This is a genomic window from Tardibacter chloracetimidivorans, assembly GCF_001890385.1.
GTDB classification, from domain to species: domain Bacteria; phylum Pseudomonadota; class Alphaproteobacteria; order Sphingomonadales; family Sphingomonadaceae; genus Tardibacter; species Tardibacter chloracetimidivorans.
The window spans coordinates 2,325,135-2,342,439 of sequence record NZ_CP018221.1 but is presented as its reverse complement, the minus strand read 5'-3'; the positions used below and the strand labels follow the sequence as shown (position 1 = coordinate 2,342,439).

Annotated in this window: 19 protein-coding genes, 1 tRNA gene and 2 pseudogenes; 6 read left to right on the top strand and 16 right to left on the bottom strand. The window is 63.3% G+C overall.

Going from position 1 to position 17,305, the window contains the following annotated elements:
* Positions 1–8: 8 nt before the first annotated feature.
* Entirely contained in the window at positions 9–1,310 is a 1,302-nt protein-coding gene (locus BSL82_RS12095; RefSeq protein ID WP_072597742.1) for a PAS domain-containing protein, read from the bottom strand.
* A gap of 166 nt (positions 1,311–1,476) precedes the next feature.
* On the opposite strand from BSL82_RS12095, the gene BSL82_RS12090 reads away from it, so the two are divergent.
* Positions 1,477–1,552: transfer RNA gene (locus BSL82_RS12090), tRNA-Thr, on the top strand.
* Positions 1,553–1,614: 62 nt separating this feature from the next.
* A complete protein-coding gene (locus BSL82_RS12085; protein ID WP_158010879.1) occupies positions 1,615–2,961 on the top strand; it encodes a tyrosine-type recombinase/integrase in 1,347 nt (448 codons plus the stop codon).
* Here BSL82_RS12085 and BSL82_RS12080 read toward each other — a convergent pair.
* The 10 genes and pseudogenes from BSL82_RS12080 to BSL82_RS12035 form a co-directional block, all read right to left on the bottom strand.
* Complete coding sequence (locus BSL82_RS12080; RefSeq protein WP_072597740.1) at positions 2,958–3,158, bottom strand: helix-turn-helix domain-containing protein; 201 nt, start codon at positions 3,156–3,158, stop codon at positions 2,958–2,960. The two genes, BSL82_RS12085 and BSL82_RS12080, sit on opposite strands and share 4 nt — an antisense overlap.
* Before the next feature lie 3 nt (positions 3,159–3,161).
* A complete protein-coding gene (locus BSL82_RS12075) occupies positions 3,162–3,377 on the bottom strand; it encodes a DUF2274 domain-containing protein (RefSeq protein ID WP_072597739.1) in 216 nt (71 codons plus the stop codon).
* A gap of 1 nt (position 3,378) precedes the next feature.
* Positions 3,379–4,581: a TraB/TrbI/VirB10 family type IV secretion system protein gene (locus BSL82_RS12070; protein ID WP_072597738.1), complete on the bottom strand. Its 1,203-nt coding sequence runs from the start codon at positions 4,579–4,581 to the stop codon at positions 3,379–3,381.
* Positions 4,578–4,742 (bottom strand): annotated as a pseudogene (locus BSL82_RS21090) (TrbG/VirB9 family P-type conjugative transfer protein); the annotation flags it as partial. The gene BSL82_RS12070 and the pseudogene BSL82_RS21090, both read right to left, overlap by 4 nt.
* Positions 4,675–6,339 carry a VirD2 family relaxase/mobilization nuclease gene (locus BSL82_RS12060; protein WP_072597737.1) on the bottom strand — a complete coding sequence of 555 codons (1,665 nt, stop codon included), beginning with the start codon at positions 6,337–6,339 and terminating at the stop codon, positions 4,675–4,677. The pseudogene BSL82_RS21090 and the gene BSL82_RS12060, both read right to left, overlap by 68 nt.
* Positions 6,340–6,612: 273 nt before the next feature.
* Complete coding sequence (locus BSL82_RS12055) at positions 6,613–6,969, bottom strand: hypothetical protein (protein WP_226998454.1); 357 nt, start codon at positions 6,967–6,969, stop codon at positions 6,613–6,615.
* Positions 6,970–7,167: 198 nt separating this feature from the next.
* Positions 7,168–7,776: a lytic transglycosylase domain-containing protein gene (locus BSL82_RS12050; protein WP_083579197.1), complete on the bottom strand. Its 609-nt coding sequence runs from the start codon at positions 7,774–7,776 to the stop codon at positions 7,168–7,170.
* Entirely contained in the window at positions 7,764–8,348 is a 585-nt protein-coding gene (locus BSL82_RS12045) for a S26 family signal peptidase (protein WP_072597735.1), read from the bottom strand. The genes BSL82_RS12050 and BSL82_RS12045 overlap by 13 nt, the downstream gene beginning before the upstream one ends.
* Positions 8,335–8,574, bottom strand: coding sequence for a helix-turn-helix domain-containing protein (locus tag BSL82_RS12040; RefSeq protein WP_072597734.1), 240 nt, complete (start codon positions 8,572–8,574; stop codon positions 8,335–8,337). The genes BSL82_RS12045 and BSL82_RS12040 overlap by 14 nt, the downstream gene beginning before the upstream one ends.
* Positions 8,575–8,880: 306 nt before the next feature.
* Complete coding sequence (locus BSL82_RS12035) at positions 8,881–9,180, bottom strand: DUF736 domain-containing protein (protein WP_072597733.1); 300 nt, start codon at positions 9,178–9,180, stop codon at positions 8,881–8,883.
* A 246-nt stretch (positions 9,181–9,426) separates the two neighbouring features.
* On the opposite strand from BSL82_RS12035, the pseudogene BSL82_RS12030 reads away from it, so the two are divergent.
* The 3 genes and pseudogenes from BSL82_RS12030 (at position 9,427) to BSL82_RS12020 (ending at position 11,678) form a co-directional block, all read left to right on the top strand.
* Positions 9,427–10,466, top strand: a pseudogene (locus BSL82_RS12030) (IS110 family RNA-guided transposase).
* Between the two features lie 610 nt (positions 10,467–11,076).
* On the top strand, positions 11,077–11,322 hold the full coding sequence (locus BSL82_RS21450) for a thermonuclease family protein (RefSeq protein ID WP_072597732.1): 246 nt from the start codon (positions 11,077–11,079) through the stop codon (positions 11,320–11,322).
* Between the two features lie 143 nt (positions 11,323–11,465).
* Complete coding sequence (locus BSL82_RS12020) at positions 11,466–11,678, top strand: hypothetical protein (RefSeq protein WP_158010877.1); 213 nt, start codon at positions 11,466–11,468, stop codon at positions 11,676–11,678.
* A 22-nt stretch (positions 11,679–11,700) separates the two neighbouring features.
* Here the strand turns inward: BSL82_RS12020 and BSL82_RS21085 are convergent, their stop codons facing one another.
* From BSL82_RS21085 to BSL82_RS12000, 4 genes are all read right to left on the bottom strand, one after another.
* Positions 11,701–12,273, bottom strand: coding sequence for a hypothetical protein (locus BSL82_RS21085; RefSeq protein ID WP_226998453.1), 573 nt, complete (start codon positions 12,271–12,273; stop codon positions 11,701–11,703).
* Positions 12,274–12,293: 20 nt separating this feature from the next.
* The gene (locus tag BSL82_RS12010; protein WP_072598519.1) at positions 12,294–12,722 is read right to left on the bottom strand and encodes an IS5 family transposase; all 429 of its coding nucleotides are present in this window, start codon (positions 12,720–12,722) and stop codon (positions 12,294–12,296) included.
* Between the two features lie 212 nt (positions 12,723–12,934).
* Positions 12,935–13,969 (bottom strand): NAD(P)H-dependent amine dehydrogenase family protein, encoded by a 1,035-nt coding sequence (locus tag BSL82_RS12005; RefSeq protein WP_083579194.1) that lies wholly within the window; start codon positions 13,967–13,969, stop codon positions 12,935–12,937.
* A gap of 172 nt (positions 13,970–14,141) precedes the next feature.
* A complete protein-coding gene (locus BSL82_RS12000; RefSeq protein WP_158010875.1) occupies positions 14,142–15,170 on the bottom strand; it encodes an ABC transporter substrate-binding protein in 1,029 nt (342 codons plus the stop codon).
* Between the two features lie 284 nt (positions 15,171–15,454).
* Between BSL82_RS12000 and BSL82_RS11995 the strand changes: the two genes are divergently transcribed.
* Positions 15,455–16,318: a helix-turn-helix transcriptional regulator gene (locus BSL82_RS11995; protein WP_072597728.1), complete on the top strand. Its 864-nt coding sequence runs from the start codon at positions 15,455–15,457 to the stop codon at positions 16,316–16,318.
* Between the two features lie 133 nt (positions 16,319–16,451).
* Here the strand turns inward: BSL82_RS11995 and BSL82_RS11990 are convergent, their stop codons facing one another.
* Positions 16,452–17,285: a carboxymuconolactone decarboxylase family protein gene (locus BSL82_RS11990; protein WP_072597727.1), complete on the bottom strand. Its 834-nt coding sequence runs from the start codon at positions 17,283–17,285 to the stop codon at positions 16,452–16,454.
* Between the last annotated feature and the right edge of the window lie 20 nt (positions 17,286–17,305).

Genomic DNA, 17,305 nt, shown 5'->3' with positions numbered 1-17,305 from the left:
AGGCGCTGTTATGCGTCCTTGTCGGCGGGGGGGCAAGTCATTGCGACCAGCGCCCGCTCCACCAGCGCGGCATTGTGCGGCACGCTGTCGATGACCGAAAGCCCGGTGGCGTCGCGGCGCGCCACCAGCAGGACGAACTCCTCCTCGCCTTCGGGCGCGAAATCGATATGCACCGCGGGGGCGGCGGAGCGCAGCCATTGCCGCACCTCGATGCTGTGCGCCAGACGACCCGATTCGGCCGGGCGGCGCATGGCGCGTTCGGCCGCGACCACGCCTTTCAGCCCGCCCTCATAGCCTTCGAGCACAGCCTGGAGGTGCCCCGGCTTCACGCCGTTGCGCGCCGCATAGGAGAGGGCGGCCGCAAATTCGGTGAGCCGCGTCTTGTCGTAATCCATGCCGAACACGAGCTTGACGACAGGCGTCATCGGCGCGCGGGCCTGCACGGCGATGCCCGCATCCTCCAGCAGCTCCGCATAGCCTTGCGGGTCCTGCTCGGCTGCAAGATGAAAATCATAGGCAAGCGATAACGCGCGGTAGAGCGCGGCCCGCGAACGGCCTGCGGCGACGCTTGCTTCCTGTGCGCCGTCGCGCGCGGTGGCGAGCCTGTCGGCAAGCCCATCGTCCTCGTCGGCAGCGCCTTGCGACGGCCCGGGCCCCGATAGTGTCGACAGCACTGATGCGCTCGGGCCGTCAGCCCATATGGGAGCCTGCGCATCGGCACGCGGCGCGGCCGGCTCCGCGCCGAAGCCCTTGATCTGGGCGGTGAGCTGGGCGGCGATGTCGTCCTGCGCCAGCTCTTTCCAGTTGATGACTCCGTAGACGAAATCGATGCTGCTGCCATCGGCGGAGAGCGGCATCAATATGCCGCGATACATGGTGTTGTTGCCGCGCAGGTTGACGAACTCTGCCTCAAAGCCGATCGGCGCGCGATTGGCGATGATCTGGAAATAATGATCGGTCAGCCGGGAAAGGAGCGACCGCGCGGGCACATCGGCGATCGTCGCCATCTGCACTTCAACGCCGCCTTCCTCGCGCAGGGCATGGCCGACATAGGCGATGGACGGAATCGTGGGATCGCGCGTGAAGTCCAGCAGCACGCTGTGCGGGCCGAAGTCGTTGAGGCTGGTGGGGTCGAGATCGGCGACCGACGGGAAGGGGCGACCGCGAAGCAGCGAAACCCAGTAATTATAGGCGCGCACGTGCATGCGGCGCTCATCGGTGCCGATTTCGGGTGGTATGTCATAGGCTGGTTCGGTCAGTTCCAGCACTTCATCCGCCGGTTCGACTTCCGAACGGTCCAGGCGATCCATCGAGCCCCCAATCACATCAGCCTAATGCTACCGGCCGGTTATCGGCCCATCATGGTTGCCAAAGGATTAAGGCGGCGGTTTTCCTGTCGGGGACCGGCCGCGCCTGCGCCAAGCGAGAGAGGCTTGTCTTGCCGCCCGTGCACTGTTATGCGCCCGCAGCCTATAGGCCGCTTTAGCTCAGTTGGTAGAGCATCGCATTCGTAATGCGGGGGTCACAGGTTCGAGTCCTGTAAGCGGCACCAGAGACCTTTCCGGCAACGTCCGGAATCGTCCAGCAAGCGGCTGGTTTTCCAGCATTTTTTCAGTGAAAATCGCCGAATGGAATCCGGGCTCATCCACCCGAATCCATCGGCAGCACCATCAAGATGATGGTGTTTTTGATGGTGCCGGTGAGCCCTTTGGAGCTGGCACCATCATGGCACTGAATCACATCCAGATCACCAACGCCAAGCCCCGGGACAAGGCCTACAAGCTGGCAGATTCCGACGGTTTGTATCTTTTCGTTCAGCCGAATGGCGCGAAGCTATGGCGAATGAACTACCGGCACCTCGGCCGGCAAAAGACGCTCTATTTCGGTGCTTGGCCCGAAGTCGGGATCGCGGCAGCGCGCCAACAGCTTAACAAGGCACGGGAGCAGATCGCCGCCGGCCTTGATCCCTCCGCCGAGAAGAAGATTGAGACGCTCGCACGCAAGGTCGCCGCCGACAACACGTTCAAGACGATCGCAGAGGAATGGGTCGCCAAGAACGAACGGGAGGGCCGCGCGCCGATCACACTCGACAAGATTCGCTGGCTGCTTGGCATGGCCTATCCCATGATTGGTGCCCTTCCGATCTCGAAAATCACACCGCAGGAGGTGCTGGCCGTCCTGCGCAAGGTGGAAGCGACCGGTCGCTACGAAAGTGCGCGCCGGATGCGCAGCGTGCTCAGTCGGGTGTTCCGCTACGCAATCGCGACTGCTCGGGCCGATCGCGATGTCGCTGCCGACCTGCGCGGCGCGCTCATTACTCCGAAGGTCCAGCATCTTGCCGCGATCACGACGCCCAAGGAGGCTGGCGGGCTGCTGCGCGCAATCGACGGTTATACGGGACATGAAATTACCGCGATCGCTCTGCGGCTGTCGCCCCACCTGTTCGTCCGTCCGGGCGAGTTGCGCAAGGCGGAGTGGGAGGAAATAGATATGCGAACCGCCATCTGGTCGCTCCCGGCGGAAAAGATGAAGATGCGCCGTCCGCACCGCGTATCGCTATCGCGACAGGCGCTGGCGCTATTGGAAGAACTTCACCCGCTGACCGGCGACGGAAGGTATCTTTTCCCGTCATTCCGGTCACCTCGCCAGTGCATGTCGGAAAACACCATCAACGCGGCACTGCGCCGGCTGGGCTACAGCCAGGAAGAAATGACGGCGCACGGCTTCCGGGCTATGGCCGCGACCCTGCTCAACGAGATGGGCATCTGGAACCCGGACGCCATCGAGAAGCAGCTCGCCCACCTCGACACCTCGATGGTGCGCCGTGCTTACACCCGCGGTGAATATTGGGATGAACGCGTCCGCATGATGCAGCACTGGTCCGACTATCTCGACGAGCTGCGGGACGGCGCGAAAATCCTGCGGCCGGACTTCGGCAAAGGTAGGGGCACGCCAGGCTAGACGCCGGTCAGGGCTTTCAGGCTTTTGTACGGGATCAGCGTGGATCGACCCACCTTTACAGTTTCCAGCTCACCGGACTGGATCAGCTCATAGAGACGCGAGCGGCTGATACCGGTGAGCTGGACCGCCGTGGAGATGCGGACCGTCAGAGGCTCGATGAGGACGGCGTCGGCCTGGCGATCAGTGCTGTGCGCCATAAATCACAGCTTCGTCCTGTTTCGCGCAAAGCTCCTGTCACTTTCGAGGAAGGCAGCGAGCATGGCAGGAATCAGCTCGGTGACTGGCTCGTCGCGGCCGTAGGTCCGAGCGTAAAGCGCGGCATAGTCGTTCAAAGCCTGATGAAGGTCCGGCATGATAGCGATGCTGAGCTTGACCGGATTGCGATCGGGAAGTTGGGGCAGTCTGAGGTCAGCCATTTCAGCGCTCCTTCTCTCGCCAGGGCGCGAGAATGAGATCCTTGTGGACGACCAGCCGGACGGTCGCTCCGGGCCGGATCGTGATCGTCGGCTGGATGTTGAGATTGCGCGATGTGAGCTGATCGCCGGCGCGCGACACATTCTGCTGGGTCGACTCCCGGATCGCCTGGACCAGGTCGCTTTCGCCCGTAACCGTCAGCTCGGAACCGACCCCGAGCAACGTGGCGAGCGCGACACCTTTGAGCAGTGCCCATGTGTGGAAATCAACCTTGTCCTGCAGCCCCGCGTATCCAGACGCATCGGTCGCCGGCACATTGTCGATCTTCATCGAGCTACCATCGGGCAGCACGATCCGCTGCCAGACGATCAGCGCACGCTTCTGGACGAACGCCACGACGCTGTCGTAGTTGCCGATCAGCCGCGACCCTTGTGGAATGAGCAGGATGCGGCCGGTGGGACTATCGAACACTTGTGCAGTCACCTGTGCCGTGACCAAACCGGGGAGGTCGGAACGAAGACCGGTGATCAGGCTCGCCGAAATCACGCTCCCGGCCGATAGCAGATAGGGCGACGGCGCGGCAGCCAGAGTGTGCGGGTTGACGTCATCCAAACGATCAAGCGTACCAACGAACTGAGCCTTGCGGCCCTGCGCGTTCGGATCGCGATCGGGGTCGAGTGCCGGACCTGTGGCAGGCGTCGGGGTAGGCGTTGGCGTGCCCGACACGTCGGGGGCGGCTGACGGCGGGGAGGCCGTGCGGCCCTGCACCAGAACCCCAGACTCGCGTGCGGCCTTAAGCTCTGCAAGCCGGCGCTCGCGTTCCTGCGCTGCCTGCTGGGCCGATGGATCGCTGCCAGTTCCGGTTTCCATCGCCATCCTGCGCTGGCTTTCGAGGATCGGTCGTCCAAGGTCTCCCGGCAGCGGTGGGCCGAGTTTCGGCGCGTCCCCATAGGTCGCCGGCAATCCATTCAGGGCGTCGGTCGACGGCCGATTGCTCGGTTCCGACAGTTCCTGACGATCGGCAACGGCGCTGAACACGCGCGGCTTCAACGCGATCCAGGCCACCGCCATCAGGCTGATCGAGCCCAAGGCGGCGATGGCGATGATGACACCCCGGCGAAACCGGATTGCGCGGGCGGGTTTGGTCCGGATGGCCAAGGTCTCGGGATCGAGCTTCGGCGCCGGAGGGATGACGGACTCGCTCATGAGCGCTTGCCCTTCCGCGCGGCGCCGCCCTCGGCAACGCGGTTGATGCGGACGATCTGCTGCTTCCTGGTGCCAAGCCTCAGCTCGGCGGCGTCAAAGATGCGATCGACCACATAGAAGCGGCCGCGAACGCGATAGTTGACGAGTTCGGCCTCGCCGGTCGGGCCGGGCGCAGTGGAAGCCGGCGTCCCGGATCGGCAGCGGAGACTGTGATGCCAGCTCTCGATCGACCCAGGTTGCCGCATCAGCTTCACGAAGCTGGTCCAGGGGTCGCGCTGACAGGGTCTCCACTTCGACCGGCTGCTCCCGATGGCGGCGCGCCTCGTAGGCCGCCGCACGATCGACATGGTCCGCCGGGATCGACCAAGTCCCGTCCGCCTCACGTTCGACGCCCGCGCCACCGCGCCGCATCGCCTCGAGCCGTCGAACATGGGTTTCCGCGAACGCCTGCGTCGCCGAGGGGTCGTGCCGCAGATGCAGGTCGACGGAGTATCGTCCGCCGTTTGCCACCGCCACGTCGGCGACGACGCGATCGGCTTCCCTGACTTCCATCCTCCGCGCCGTCACTCGGACGATCGCGCCCTCCGGGATCGGCAGCACGGCGTCGCCGCGCCCGATGTCGACATAATGGGCGTGACCGTCGATGCCGTCGACCAGCAGGTAATGGCGGTCACTGTGCTCGTCGGCGAGGCCGCGCGCGATCAACCGGCCGACGACGGGCTCCGGATCCGTTTCCCCGGCCCCGAACAGACTCCGCCCGAGCCACGGCCGCTGGAGATGCCGGGCCGTCAGTTCGCGCTGCATGGTGCGGATGATGTCGCCCCGCTCGCCAAGCATGCGCAGCGTCTCCTCCAGATCTTCGGCGAGCTGCCAGCGGCCACCGCCGACGCTCTCGGCGAGCCCCATGCTCGCAAGCTTCTGCAATCGGCCAGCCCGAAGCGATTGCTGGAAAGGATCGCGGTCCACAGATGTGACCATCCGATCGGCATCCATCGACCGGATCAGGCGCCGGTCGATCGCGGTCATTCGTTCCTCGCCGATATCGTGCCGAAGCCGCGCCTCGATTTCTTGGGGCGTGCGCGGCCCGAGATCGAGCGTCACAAGCTCGGCCGCCCGCTCGCGGATGCCGTGCGAGATATACTCGCGGGCGATGATCAGATTCTGGCCGGTATCATCGACGCCGCGCAGCATGATGTGCGTATGGGGATGGGCGGTGTTGAAATGGTCGACCGCGACCCAGTCGAGCCTGGTGCCGAGGTCGGCTTCCATCTGAGTCATCAGCCGGCGGATATAGGGCTTGAGATCGGGATATTCCGAGCCGTCCTCGGCCGAGACGATGAAGCGGAACTGATGGCGGTCACCATCGCAGCGCTGGAGGAACGCCTTGCCGTCCGCGGTGTCGCGCTCCGCCGAATAGAGCTCGCCCGGCGCGCCCTCGCGGGTCACGCCGTCCCGCTGGATGTAGCGCAGGTGCGCGCGGGCGGCGGGCATCCCCTCGGTGCCGATGCGGACCAGGCGCGTCTTCACCACCGCGCGCCGCGCGCGCAGCCCGCCGAACCGATCGCGGCTGGAAAGCAGGCGTCCCATGCTGGCGCCACGGCCGATCCGGCTGCCGTCGAACCGACGGCTCCTGATCGACCCTTTCTCGGCCGAGCGGATCGCCGCGCCGACCACGCGGCCGAGGTAGCGGCGCGCGCGCTTGCCGCCCTGCTGGCGCTGCCGACCCAGCCGTGGCGTGAACTCGTCGTCGTCGCTCATCGCGGCCCGTCGCTGTGGTCGCGAATCTCGCGAATCCACGCTGAAATTGGCGGATTTTCACCATTCCTGATGAGCATGTCTCGCGCGAACCGCAGCATGTCTCCCGAAAAAACGATGTGCAGACAATCACTTGGCACCTGTCGCGAGACAGTGCCTTTCTCTTGCTTTCGCTTTTCCCCTTCCTCCTGCCCGGCTCCCCATCCTCGGCTCAAAATAGAGGCCGGGACGCGATGCCAACCTGGCACCGCATCCCGGCCCGAAATGCGCAGATTCTCAGGCATCCGCGAATGCCGCCAGCGCCTGTTTCCGCCGCCCGAACTCCCGCTTGCCCATCACTCCGTGCGCATTGCCATCGCCATCGACGATCATCACAGCGACGAACCATCTGCCGAGCAGTCGCCCGAAAATCCGAACCCGATCCAGGTCGATTTCGTCATCGTCGGTGCTCTCATAGGCGCCGATCCAGCGCTCCTGCTCCCGTGCATCCCAGAGGAAATCGCTCCCCTCCGCTTCCAGAAACCGATGCGCCAAAGCCTCCCCGGCACCGTGACCGAACTCGATCTCCAGCCCCGAAACCAGCGCCGCCATCACGCGATCCGACGCCACCGAAATGGGTTGAAACATGCCCATGATCATCTCCTTCGCTTCTGTTCTCCTCATCGAGAACAGCTGTCCGGAGACGGGTGGCGGAGTGGGTGTCAGCGCCGCGAAGCGGACGTGGGGGGCACCGATTTTCCCAGAAAATTGGGGGGTACCCACGGGCCTTGAGAGCCGCTTCGGCAGCCGTCATGCTGGGCCTGTCGAGACGAGCCCCTCCAACGCCCACGATCATGGCACGACCTTCCGGACAGCGAACAGCACCGATGGTCCTTCGTCCGGGACTGATGGCTGTTGGTCCCCAGCGGAGTCCCGGCGAACCACGAACACCGACGGTTGCGTCGCCGGTTGTGATGCCGGTGGATCACCCCGTGCCGCGCCGCCGACAGTGCCGAGATAGGCGACGGTCTCGCCGGGAAGGTGTCGGCGCCCCGCCAGGAAGGCGGCATAGGCTCCAGGCCCGGCATTGTAGGCGCCGAACAGCCCGGGATAGCCAAACCGGTCGTACATCAGCCGGAGGAAGAAGGTGCCCGCGAGGATGTTGTCACGCGGATCGTCGGGGTTGCTGCCCAATCCAAGGCGCGCGCGCATGTCCGTCCAGGTCGCGGGCATGAGCTGCATGAGGCCCATCGCCCCGGCACGGCTCCGGATGGGGCGGCCGTTCAGCGTCGTATACCCCCGGCTTTCGGCCCGCATCACGCGCTCGATCCAGCTCGTCGGGATGCCGAACCGGGTCGACGCCTCCTCGATCATCGGTCGCCAGCGCCCGACCTCGTCGGCCTTGGCGGGTACGGCGGTCAGCAGCAGGATGGCCGGAAGCAGCCGGGTCAGCGCGCCCATAGCAACCGCGCCTTGCCCACCACGAGTCCGCCTTCGGTCACGCCGAAATACCGGCCATCGAACGATGCGGGGCTATCCGACATGAGCAGGAAGAGCTGGCGGCCGCGCAACCGCACGCAGCCGTTCCACCATTTCATCGGCCGCCCCTTGGCGTCGGCCAGACGGCGCTCGACCACCCATTTTCCATTGACGAAGATTTCCTGGCCGAGCGCGCAGACCTCGTCGCCTGCCACCGCGGCGACGCGTTTCACCAACGGCACATTGGCGGGAATGTAGCGCCGCTGCGCCGCCATCATCCGCCAGGGATCGGGCACGCGGGCGATGACCATGTCGCCGGCATCGACGGGTGCGCCCGGGGTCACGGCATAGAGACCGATCGGCGCACTGGCGCTGGCATTCCACACAAGCCGCGGCGCCGGCGGAAACGCCATTGTCAGCCCGAGGAGGAATATGCCGATGCCGGTGATCGCGATGCGGCGACCGAGGATCCGGCGCCGCTGCTTGCCGGCGCGAAGCTGGTCGCCCCAGTCCAGCAGCGGCGTCGCCGACCCGCGAATGTCACGCCTGGTCATGGTCGCCGCCTCCCATCGACTGGGCCTTCGACCATGCGTCGAGATCGTCGATATGATATTGGACGAAGCGGCTGTGCAGCCGGAAGACCGGACCCTTGCCGGCGCGCCGCAGCCGCTTCAGCAGCCGGCTGGAGAACTTCAGATAGGCCGCCGCCTGATCGGTGTTGAGATAGGGGGAGCCGCGTTTCGCGCGGGTCGCGCGGGAGATGTCGTCGTCGCTGTCCATTCTGCCTGTCCGTGTCCGAAAAGGGACGGCGATCTGCCGCCGCTGACACCGGGAATGGCGGGCGGGACACCGGCCGGGGAGTGTCGGAATCGCGACCGGCGTTTTCGACACCCCCCCAAGCGGAAACATGGAAAAGCCCCGCGCGGAAGAGCGGCGTGGGTTATGCCGGGTGGCACGGGCCTGTCGGTCCCGTGCGACGGTAAGCTGACACAAGCAGACGCCCCCGCCTGCAAGGTCCCTCGCGAGCTATGGCAAATCCGGCTCGCCGCTCGTGCCCCGCGCGCGGTGGCGCGCGGGGCTCCGGGTTCAGCGCGACCAGATGAGCTTGTGCTCGCCGTCGTCGCCCTGGCTGAGCGTCGCGTAGATCGGTGCCGGGAACGACGGATCGTCGAGCTTGAGGCTCAGATATTCCGCGCCGGTCTCGCGCGCCGCCTTGGTCCAGGCCGCCCCGAATTCGACGCCCGATGCGCTGACCCGGTGGTCGGGCGACTTCTCGTTGTCGCGCTCGCAGGGGCGGATGCTCGCCTTGACGCGAAGCGTCAGGGTCCGGATTTCGCCGGTGTAGATGCCGTTTTCGCCGCGGGTGAAGCTGCCAATCTGTGCCATGATAACCTCCTTCAAGTGATGCGATGCCGCCCGATGCGGCCTCGACAGGCGGTCGATCAGGCGGGCGGAGGACGGCCCAGCACCCAGCTCGGGGTCCCCATCGCTCTCACGCGATGGGGTGGGCGGCAGGGCCGAAGCAGAGCGGAGGACGGCCAAAGCCGGGCTTCTTGATGTTGTGGACACCCCCAACCTTCAGCCGCAGGCTGCGGATCTTGGTCCCTATCAACTGCCTATCAGGAGGAGCACATGACTGGATTGACGATCGGTATCGACATCGCGAAGCGGGTTTTCCAAGTGCACGCCATTGATAGCGAGACGGGCGAAGTGACGAGCACCAAGCTCGCCCGTCGAGATTTCCTCGCCCACTTCCAGAAGCTTTCACCCAGCCTTATTGGGATGGAGACGTGCGGTTCAGCACACCATTGGGCGCGAGAGCTGAGCGCCATGGGCCACGAGGTTCGGATGATGAACCCGATGTACGTGAAGCCATACGTCAAGCGCGGCAAGAACGATGTCGTCGATGCCGAGGCCATCTGCGAAGCGCTGACCAGGCCGACCATGCGGTTCGTGGCGGTGAAGTCGGTTGAGCAACAGTCGGTTCTGGCCGTCCACAGGACCAGGGCATTGCTGATCCGGCAACGCACCATGCTGGTCAATGCCTTGCGCGGCCACCTTGCCGAGTTTGGCATCGTCGCGCCGTTGGGAATCGAGCGTATTCCCGAGCTCGTTGACCGCGTCCTTGGACGCGAAGGCGACGAGCTGGGGATAACGCCACTCGTTCGGTCCACTGTCGCCATTTATGCGGAGCAGATCGAGAAGATCAAAGAGCAGATCAGGAAGCTCGAGCGCGAGCTGCGCCTGTGGCACCGAACGAGTGAAGCCAGCCGAAGGGTGGCGTCGGTTCCCGGCGTCGGGACGATTACGGCGACCGCGATCGTAGCGGCAATGCCCGACCCTTCGATGTTCGAGTCAGGAAGTTCGTTCGCAGCATGGTTGGGCCTGACACCGAAGTCGTCATCCTCAGGCGGAAAGGAGCGCAACGGGCGGATCACAAAAGCCGGTGATCGGCATATCCGCGTGTTGCTCGTGCTGGGCGCGACTTCGGTGTTGCGAAGGGTGCGATCGGGGCAACCGACGCCCCTCTATGGCTGGGTGAAAAAGCTTCTGGATCGAAAGCCTCCCAGGCTCGCGACGGTCGCCTTGGCGAACAGATGGCGCGAACCGCCTGGGCCGTCATGGCGAGGAAAATGAACTATCAGCCGGAGCTGGCTGCAGCAGTTGCCTGACCCGTAGGGTCAGTCAACTCGGAGAAGGCGTGCACTGATATTGATGAGAACCGGTCTCGAGCCGGGGATCAGGAAAACCCGATCGCGTGGCAGCATCACCGTATGCGCTTTTTTTGGTAGGGACCATGATCCGCGGACTTCATCAGGGCCTCGCAGTGTTAAAACTGCGAAATCAAGGCCGGACACATGTGAGCACTCTACCGGAGTTCATCATTATCAAATCAGGCCTTGACCGAAGGGGTGTCCACACATGCCTCGCGAGGAAGGCGAGGGCACCGAGCCGGGGAAGAAGGTCGGCGACGCCGTTGCGGAACCGGCGGACCTCGCCAGACCCGCCGCGAGAGAGGTCCGTTCAGGGCGGCAGTTGCAATGAAGGAGGCCTGGCACTGTGCGGATGACGCTCGACAATCGGCCCCCGGCACCGCGATAGCCGTGTCCATGCTTCATGCCCTTGCGGTCTCCGCCCTCATTGCCGCGACGCCGATGCCCGCGACCGCCGGTGCAGCGGACCGCTGCGATTCCGGCCGCGTGGCCTGGGTGCCCGACGGCGACACGTTCCGGCTGGAAAGCGGCGAGCGCATCAGGATTGCAGGGATCGACGCCCCGGAAAATGCACCGCGATCAGGCCAAGTGCGCAGGCGAAACCGTGTTGGGCTTGGGAGCAAAGGACCGTGCTACGGCGCTGCTCGCGGGGCGCGAGGTGACCTTCCGCCGTGTCGACCGCAGCTACAATCGGACCGTCGCCACTGTCGTTCTCGACGGCCATGATCTCGGCACCGAGCTGGTGCGGATCGGTGTCGCGGCGTGGTGGCCACGCGGTCGGCCGAAGCCGGACTGTTGCCGCCGCGCCGCCTGATTTCGGATTTGATCAGGGACGGTCGGGGTTTATGATCGTGGGGCGTGCTGCGCCGCCAAATGGTCGCGCCGGTGGACGCTAACAGGCCCAACAGACTGCCGGAGAAGCGATACGCGCTCCGCTGCCGAGAGGTTCATCACGCGATGAAAACGATCGAACGCGCCGCCGATCGTCTCTTCCTGGACGACGGGCATGCCGAGAATATCACGTTCGAGGGCGGGTCGATGTGGCGAAGCTATGTGCCGCAGGTGCGTGCGCTGTTCGATTCGGTTCGCGCGACGGCACCGACGGGTACGGACGTGGAGGGCTGGCGGATGATGATCGAGGCTGCCCTCGCCGAGGGCGATGGCATCTAGGCTCGCGACGGACCATCAAGATTTAGTCTTCCCACTCACTTCGGCGGGCCGGCAATCGCGTCTGCGCCGTCCTGAGCATCGGCTTCGAACCTCTGTTGCCGCGAACGACCGGCACACCGTTCTTGCCCAAGGTCCGAATGCTCTCCTTGACGATGTTCCGGTATTTTCCCGAAACATCCCACGCCCAATCGAAGGCGACGGTATCTGACGCAAAGACCCACTTTTGCGCGCCAAGCGCGAGGAAGCTGTACCAGGTATCGCCGATCTTGATGCTGTGCCCGTGCAGTGCGGCGGTGTTGCCGCCCTTACTGGGAGGCCTGCTCGGTTCACGAAGGCCGGTCTGATAGTCGCTGATCGCGCTCCAATCGACTGTCTGAAGCTGGCTCTCCATATCGGTGTCTTTATCGGGCATGGCACCAGTATAGCCCATCGCATCGACTGCCGGCACAAGAAAAGCCGCGCGCCGCCGCCGGAACGGCGGCGGCGCGCGGCCGGATTTTGGACGGTCGCAAGTGCGGGCGGGGTTTCCCCCGCCCGCGAGGGTCACCCGCTTCATTCCCGCTGTTTCGTTGATGAGCAGGTCGGCGCCCTTCACGTCCGATGTGTTGCCGGGCGTCAGGACGAGACGAAGCGGCCGTCCGAGGACGTCGACAAGGGCGTGGATCTTTGTTGTCCGGCCGCCACGCGAGATCCCAATGGCATTGGCTCGCGCCCCCCCTTTGCCCCACCGGCGCTACGGTGAGCCTTGATGTAGCTGCTATCGATCTGCCCGGTCTCGGCGATCCAGCCTTCTTCGGTCAGTGCAGCCAGGATGCGTGTCCAGATGCCCCGCCGGCTCCACCTGTTCCATCGGTTGTAGACCGTCGTCGCCGGCCCGTATTCGGCGGGGCAATCTGCCCAGCGACCGCCGCACTTGAGCATGTGAACGATGCCGGAGATCACCCGCCGGTCATCAACACGTCGTGCTCCCGGCTGGTTCTTGGGCAAGTGGAGCTCGATTGCTGTCCACGCTTCATCCGATAGCCAGAACAACGAACGCGACATCCCCAAGGCCTCCTCTTCAGCGAAAACGCCTTGAATCAATGAGACCAACGATTTTCAAGAGGCTGATTGAGTTTGGACCCTAAGATCAATAAATTTTTGTCTTCAGTGCATGCGGCTGTAATAGAAACTGGCCCACCGTGCGTTAGATCGGCGCGCTGATCGCAACCGAGGTGTGGGCGCCACCCCGGCCAAGCCGGGTCGTTCAATGGCGGCTAAGGCCGCGCCTTGGATCGGCTGGCGTAAAGCGGCAAATCGGCGATTGTGAGTATTCCCGCCGGGGCCGCGCAAACGCCGGGAATAGCATTGATCGTGTGCATGGCCGTGGCAATGCGGCCGGCGACGTTCGGCTCGTCGCCTTCGCCACCGAACGACATGCTATTTATGATATTGGGCTTACCCTTGATGGTGACGCGGTAGGTGCCGTTCCCGGTGACTGGTCGTTCCCAGTGCGGCGGATGGTGATCCGAGCCGTAATTGACGTGCTCGACTATAATGAACGGCTTGCCGCCGACCATGCCCTGGATCTCAAAGCGGATCCCGCCGATATGATCCTTGGGAACGTGGCAAGCCCGCATATCGAACGGCTCCTCTGCCAGCCAAAAGTCCGTTACCAATCTGATCTCATCGATTTCTCGACCCAGGATGCGGCCGAGCAAGTGGATCGACGGCCCCCACATCTTGTCGTAGCTGCCCGGAAGTTCCGTGTTGAACAGGCCAGGCAATTGGTCCTTGGCCAAGCCGAAGCCGAAAAGGTCCTGAATGATCAGCTTAACGGGATAGCTATTGTAATTGAAGAATTCAGTGATCCGTAGCAATTCGACTTCTGAGCAAAGCGAAGCGAGTGTCGCGGGCAGGTGAACTGTCGCGAACCCTGGCTCAATACCTGAATTGAACATGGAAGAGCCGCCCTCTCTACAAGCCGCCTCCAGCTTGCGGACCAAGTCAATTTCCGGCGAGGTGGCCGGGTCGATCAACGAGAACATCGATGTCGACACGACGTTCGTGCCGGCACACAGAAAGGCAGAAAGCTGATCGACGGCCTCATCTTCTCGCCCGATCGCTCCCGCAAAATAGCTGAAGCAGTCAGGCTTTAGCGCGACGAGCGCGTCGATGTCGTTCGTTGCGATTATCCGGGTCGGTGCGATGCCCAAAATCTCGCCGACGTCGAGGCCGATCTTTTCCGGGCTGGCGGCGAGTAGTCCGACGAGCTCGAGATTCTCATGCTCAAGAATTCCTCTCAGCGCCAAGTGTCCGACAGCCGCGGTGCCGCAATGGACTACCCGTAATCTCCTCGCCATCTTGCTCTCCGTTTGTATGAACGATTTGTCCGCGCTGCCTCCGATATCCGTTACCTATTAGATCGCTTCCCGCCTTTCTCCGACGGGAAGCGATGCTGGCGCATGGCAGCTGCGGGAGATATCAGAGCGGCAATTCATTGGGCGGTTCGATCGTGCCGTGGAACACGTGATGCGACCCGTCCTCGCTGATCTTGCGCGCGACCAGGAAGCCCGCGCCCATCCAGCCCTGATGGACATATTTGCCGAACTTCAGCCATGTCCCCGGCGCGCCGGACGCCGCCGGCAGCCCCTTGACGCGTTCCAGGGAATCGCGGACCCCGCGGGCACCTAGGGGCTCGGCGCGACGAAGCGCCTCCACAGCAATGCGCGCCTGATCGTAGGTGTATACGCCCCAAAAATAAGCGGGCCGTGCGCCGTGCTTGGCCTCGAAGCGATCGAGGAAACGCTGGCCGACCTGATTGCGCTCGTCGTACTGGTCAAGCCCGATCCAGCCGCGCATCTGCTCTTGCCAATCGGTGCCGAAATGCCAGGTTAGGAAGTTGGTGACGGTGTATCGCGGCACCACCCAGCCGATCTTCTCCATGGCGGCGTTCACTCCCGCGACCCCGTAGCCGAACCCCAGTACGAGGACGGATTCCGCACCGCTGTCCCGCGCTTGTTTGAGGACGTCGCTTTTGTCGCCACCCTCCACTTGCGGCATGAAGAACGTTCCCTTTATGTCGATCTTCCAAAGCTCGGCCGCATCCTTGAAGAATTTTGTATAGTGCTGGCCAATGAGCGATTGTTCGAGCAGGATCGCTGTACTCCTTATCCCGTCCTGCTCCATGATGCTGGCGATAGTCGCCGCCTCCTCGGGATGGCCGCCATTGTTCAGCTCGAAGCCCCATTCGGAAAGGCAATCTTCCGTGCCTACCGAGCCGACGTAGGGTACACGATCCTGTACCGGCGCAGAATCAACGTAGATCTTCAGATCGACCGCGTTCTCGGATATGAGCGGACCGAGGATGAGAACGCAGCCTTCCTGAACCAATTCTCGATAAGCTGTCACCACGTCACGCACATTGCCCCGCGGAAGCCCCTCCGGCATGCGGATCACCAATTCCACCGGCCGATCGAGCATCCGCTTCTCATACGCTTCCGCGAAGATCATCTTGAGGATCAGCAGATAATCGTCCCAGATTTTGAAGCGATCGAGCTTGGGCATCGGCATCCAGTCCCACAGGATGCCAACCTTGATCGGCGTGCTCGCAGTCATATTCTCTCCTGTCGCGGCAGCTATAGTCGCTTCCACCCTCGGTGGTTGCGATAGCGCAGGCAAGTCTCATGAGCCCAAACCTCAAGGTTTGCCGGGCAGGGCGGTATTTTGTATCAGGAGAGTTGGAAAAATGCGGGAAGATTTGGATCATTGTAGGCCCGCCGGCGGGGAGATGAAGAATGACTGAAGAGCTCGCGGATCCTCACGCCGACCGGCCCCGAACGCTTCATGGTGTCCGAGTTGAGGCGCATGACTATGTGCCCAAGCGTGATGAGGAATCTCTCAAGCGGCTCTCCGACTTCACGGTCTCGTGGTGGCCAGGCGGCAATCGTCCGGACGCGGAAGCGCGCTTGTTGCGAGATTCCGGTCCCGGGACCCGGATGGGGCGCGTCACCGCACTCTCTTCGGATGAGCCTGTTTTGATCCGATACCATTCGCCGAGGCCGCTCACCGTCGTCACCTTCAGCTACTCGAGCGGCATGCTCGCGACCATCCTGCGGGATGGAGGCGATAGGATTTCGGCCGAGCAGCTCAGCAGTTTCGACATCGATGTGGTTCCGCTCGCCGCGACCATGCGCGATCTGGCTCGTGAAGCTCTCCAGTCAAATCTTGGCGGCTCGCTGGCGGTCGAGGCTCTGGCAACCTGGCTCCTTATCCAACTTGCCCGGACGATGGCCGCCGTGCGGTGTAAACCATTCGGAAGGGTGGGCGGCTTGGCCGGATGGCAGCTCAAGCGCATTCGGGAGCGACTTGCGGAAGTCGATTGCCCTTTGCCGCGTATGGGCGAACTGGCGGAACTGGTGGACCTCTCTGCCGGCCATCTGAGCAGAGCGTACCGGGCCAGCGAAGGGCAGTGTCTGCATCGCGAGATTGCCGACATTCGCCTGGCAAGGTCGTGTGATCTGCTGCGGCATTCCGGACTCAGCATCGGCGAGATTGGTGCCCGGCTCGGCTTTCGTTCGGCCAACGGCTTCACCTTGGCCTTTCGGCGTGAAACGGGGGAAACGCCGCGCGCGTATCGCCGCAGGGCCGCTCCAGCCTAGCAATAGCTTCTCGCTAAAAGTCCGTCGTATCGGCCGCCGCCGATAAACGGCGGTGACTATCGATCAACATTTGGATGAGGCCCGCGGCTGACGTCGTACGCGGCGCCGCAACGGCAGCGGGCGATTTCTTTCGTTAATCGCCTTCGGACTGCGCCCGCGTAACTTCTGCGTGGACCCTCTGAACGATGTCATCGAGACGGCTACCTTGCAGCCATCCCGCTAGAACAGCGTAATGAAGAACAAGCTCGTCCATCTCCAGCTTGGTTATATCACCGGACTTGAAAGCTGCGAAGACATGGGACTCCGCTTCCTTGTCGCAGCTCATCGCGATGGCGCAGCAAATCGTGATTATTCTTCTTTCCCGCCGGGAAAGAACAGGTCGGGTCCAATTCTCTCCATACATGAAATCGAGATAGCCCGGGCCGCGAAACGCGGTATTCCCGACAGGGGCCGGGCGGAGCATGATCTCCTCATAAGCCCTCTTCCCGCGCGCGCGCCGAATCTCCGCTGCGGCCGGCTCATGCCATGGCACGATCTTCGGGAATGTGTATTTGATCCCTTTTTCCTTCTCGATCCGCTGCTGCGCGAGAATAAGGGCTTCGTTGATGGCGTTGCCTTTGGGCCAGCCGGTGAGCGTCGCATAGAATAGGTTGAACTCATCGACCTCTTCGACGGTGCAATCACCGCTGTTTATCGCCGCATATACATGGGATTGGATCGGACGCGGTGTGTCGGACTGACCGCAGCCCACCAAGGTTATCCACCGCCGTTCACGTATCGTGAGATGGGGACGAGGCCACATCTCTCCGAAGACAAAACCAACGATACCGGTATCGTAATAGGCATATTCGGAGCCCGGCCCGTCATAGGTGTTGATCTTGAGGAACCAGTCCTGCCCGAACTTGCGGCGTGTATCGTGGTCCGGAAACGGTTCCGGACTCAGTACTTCTTCACTGTTATCGTCCATCGGGAACTCCGCAATTTACG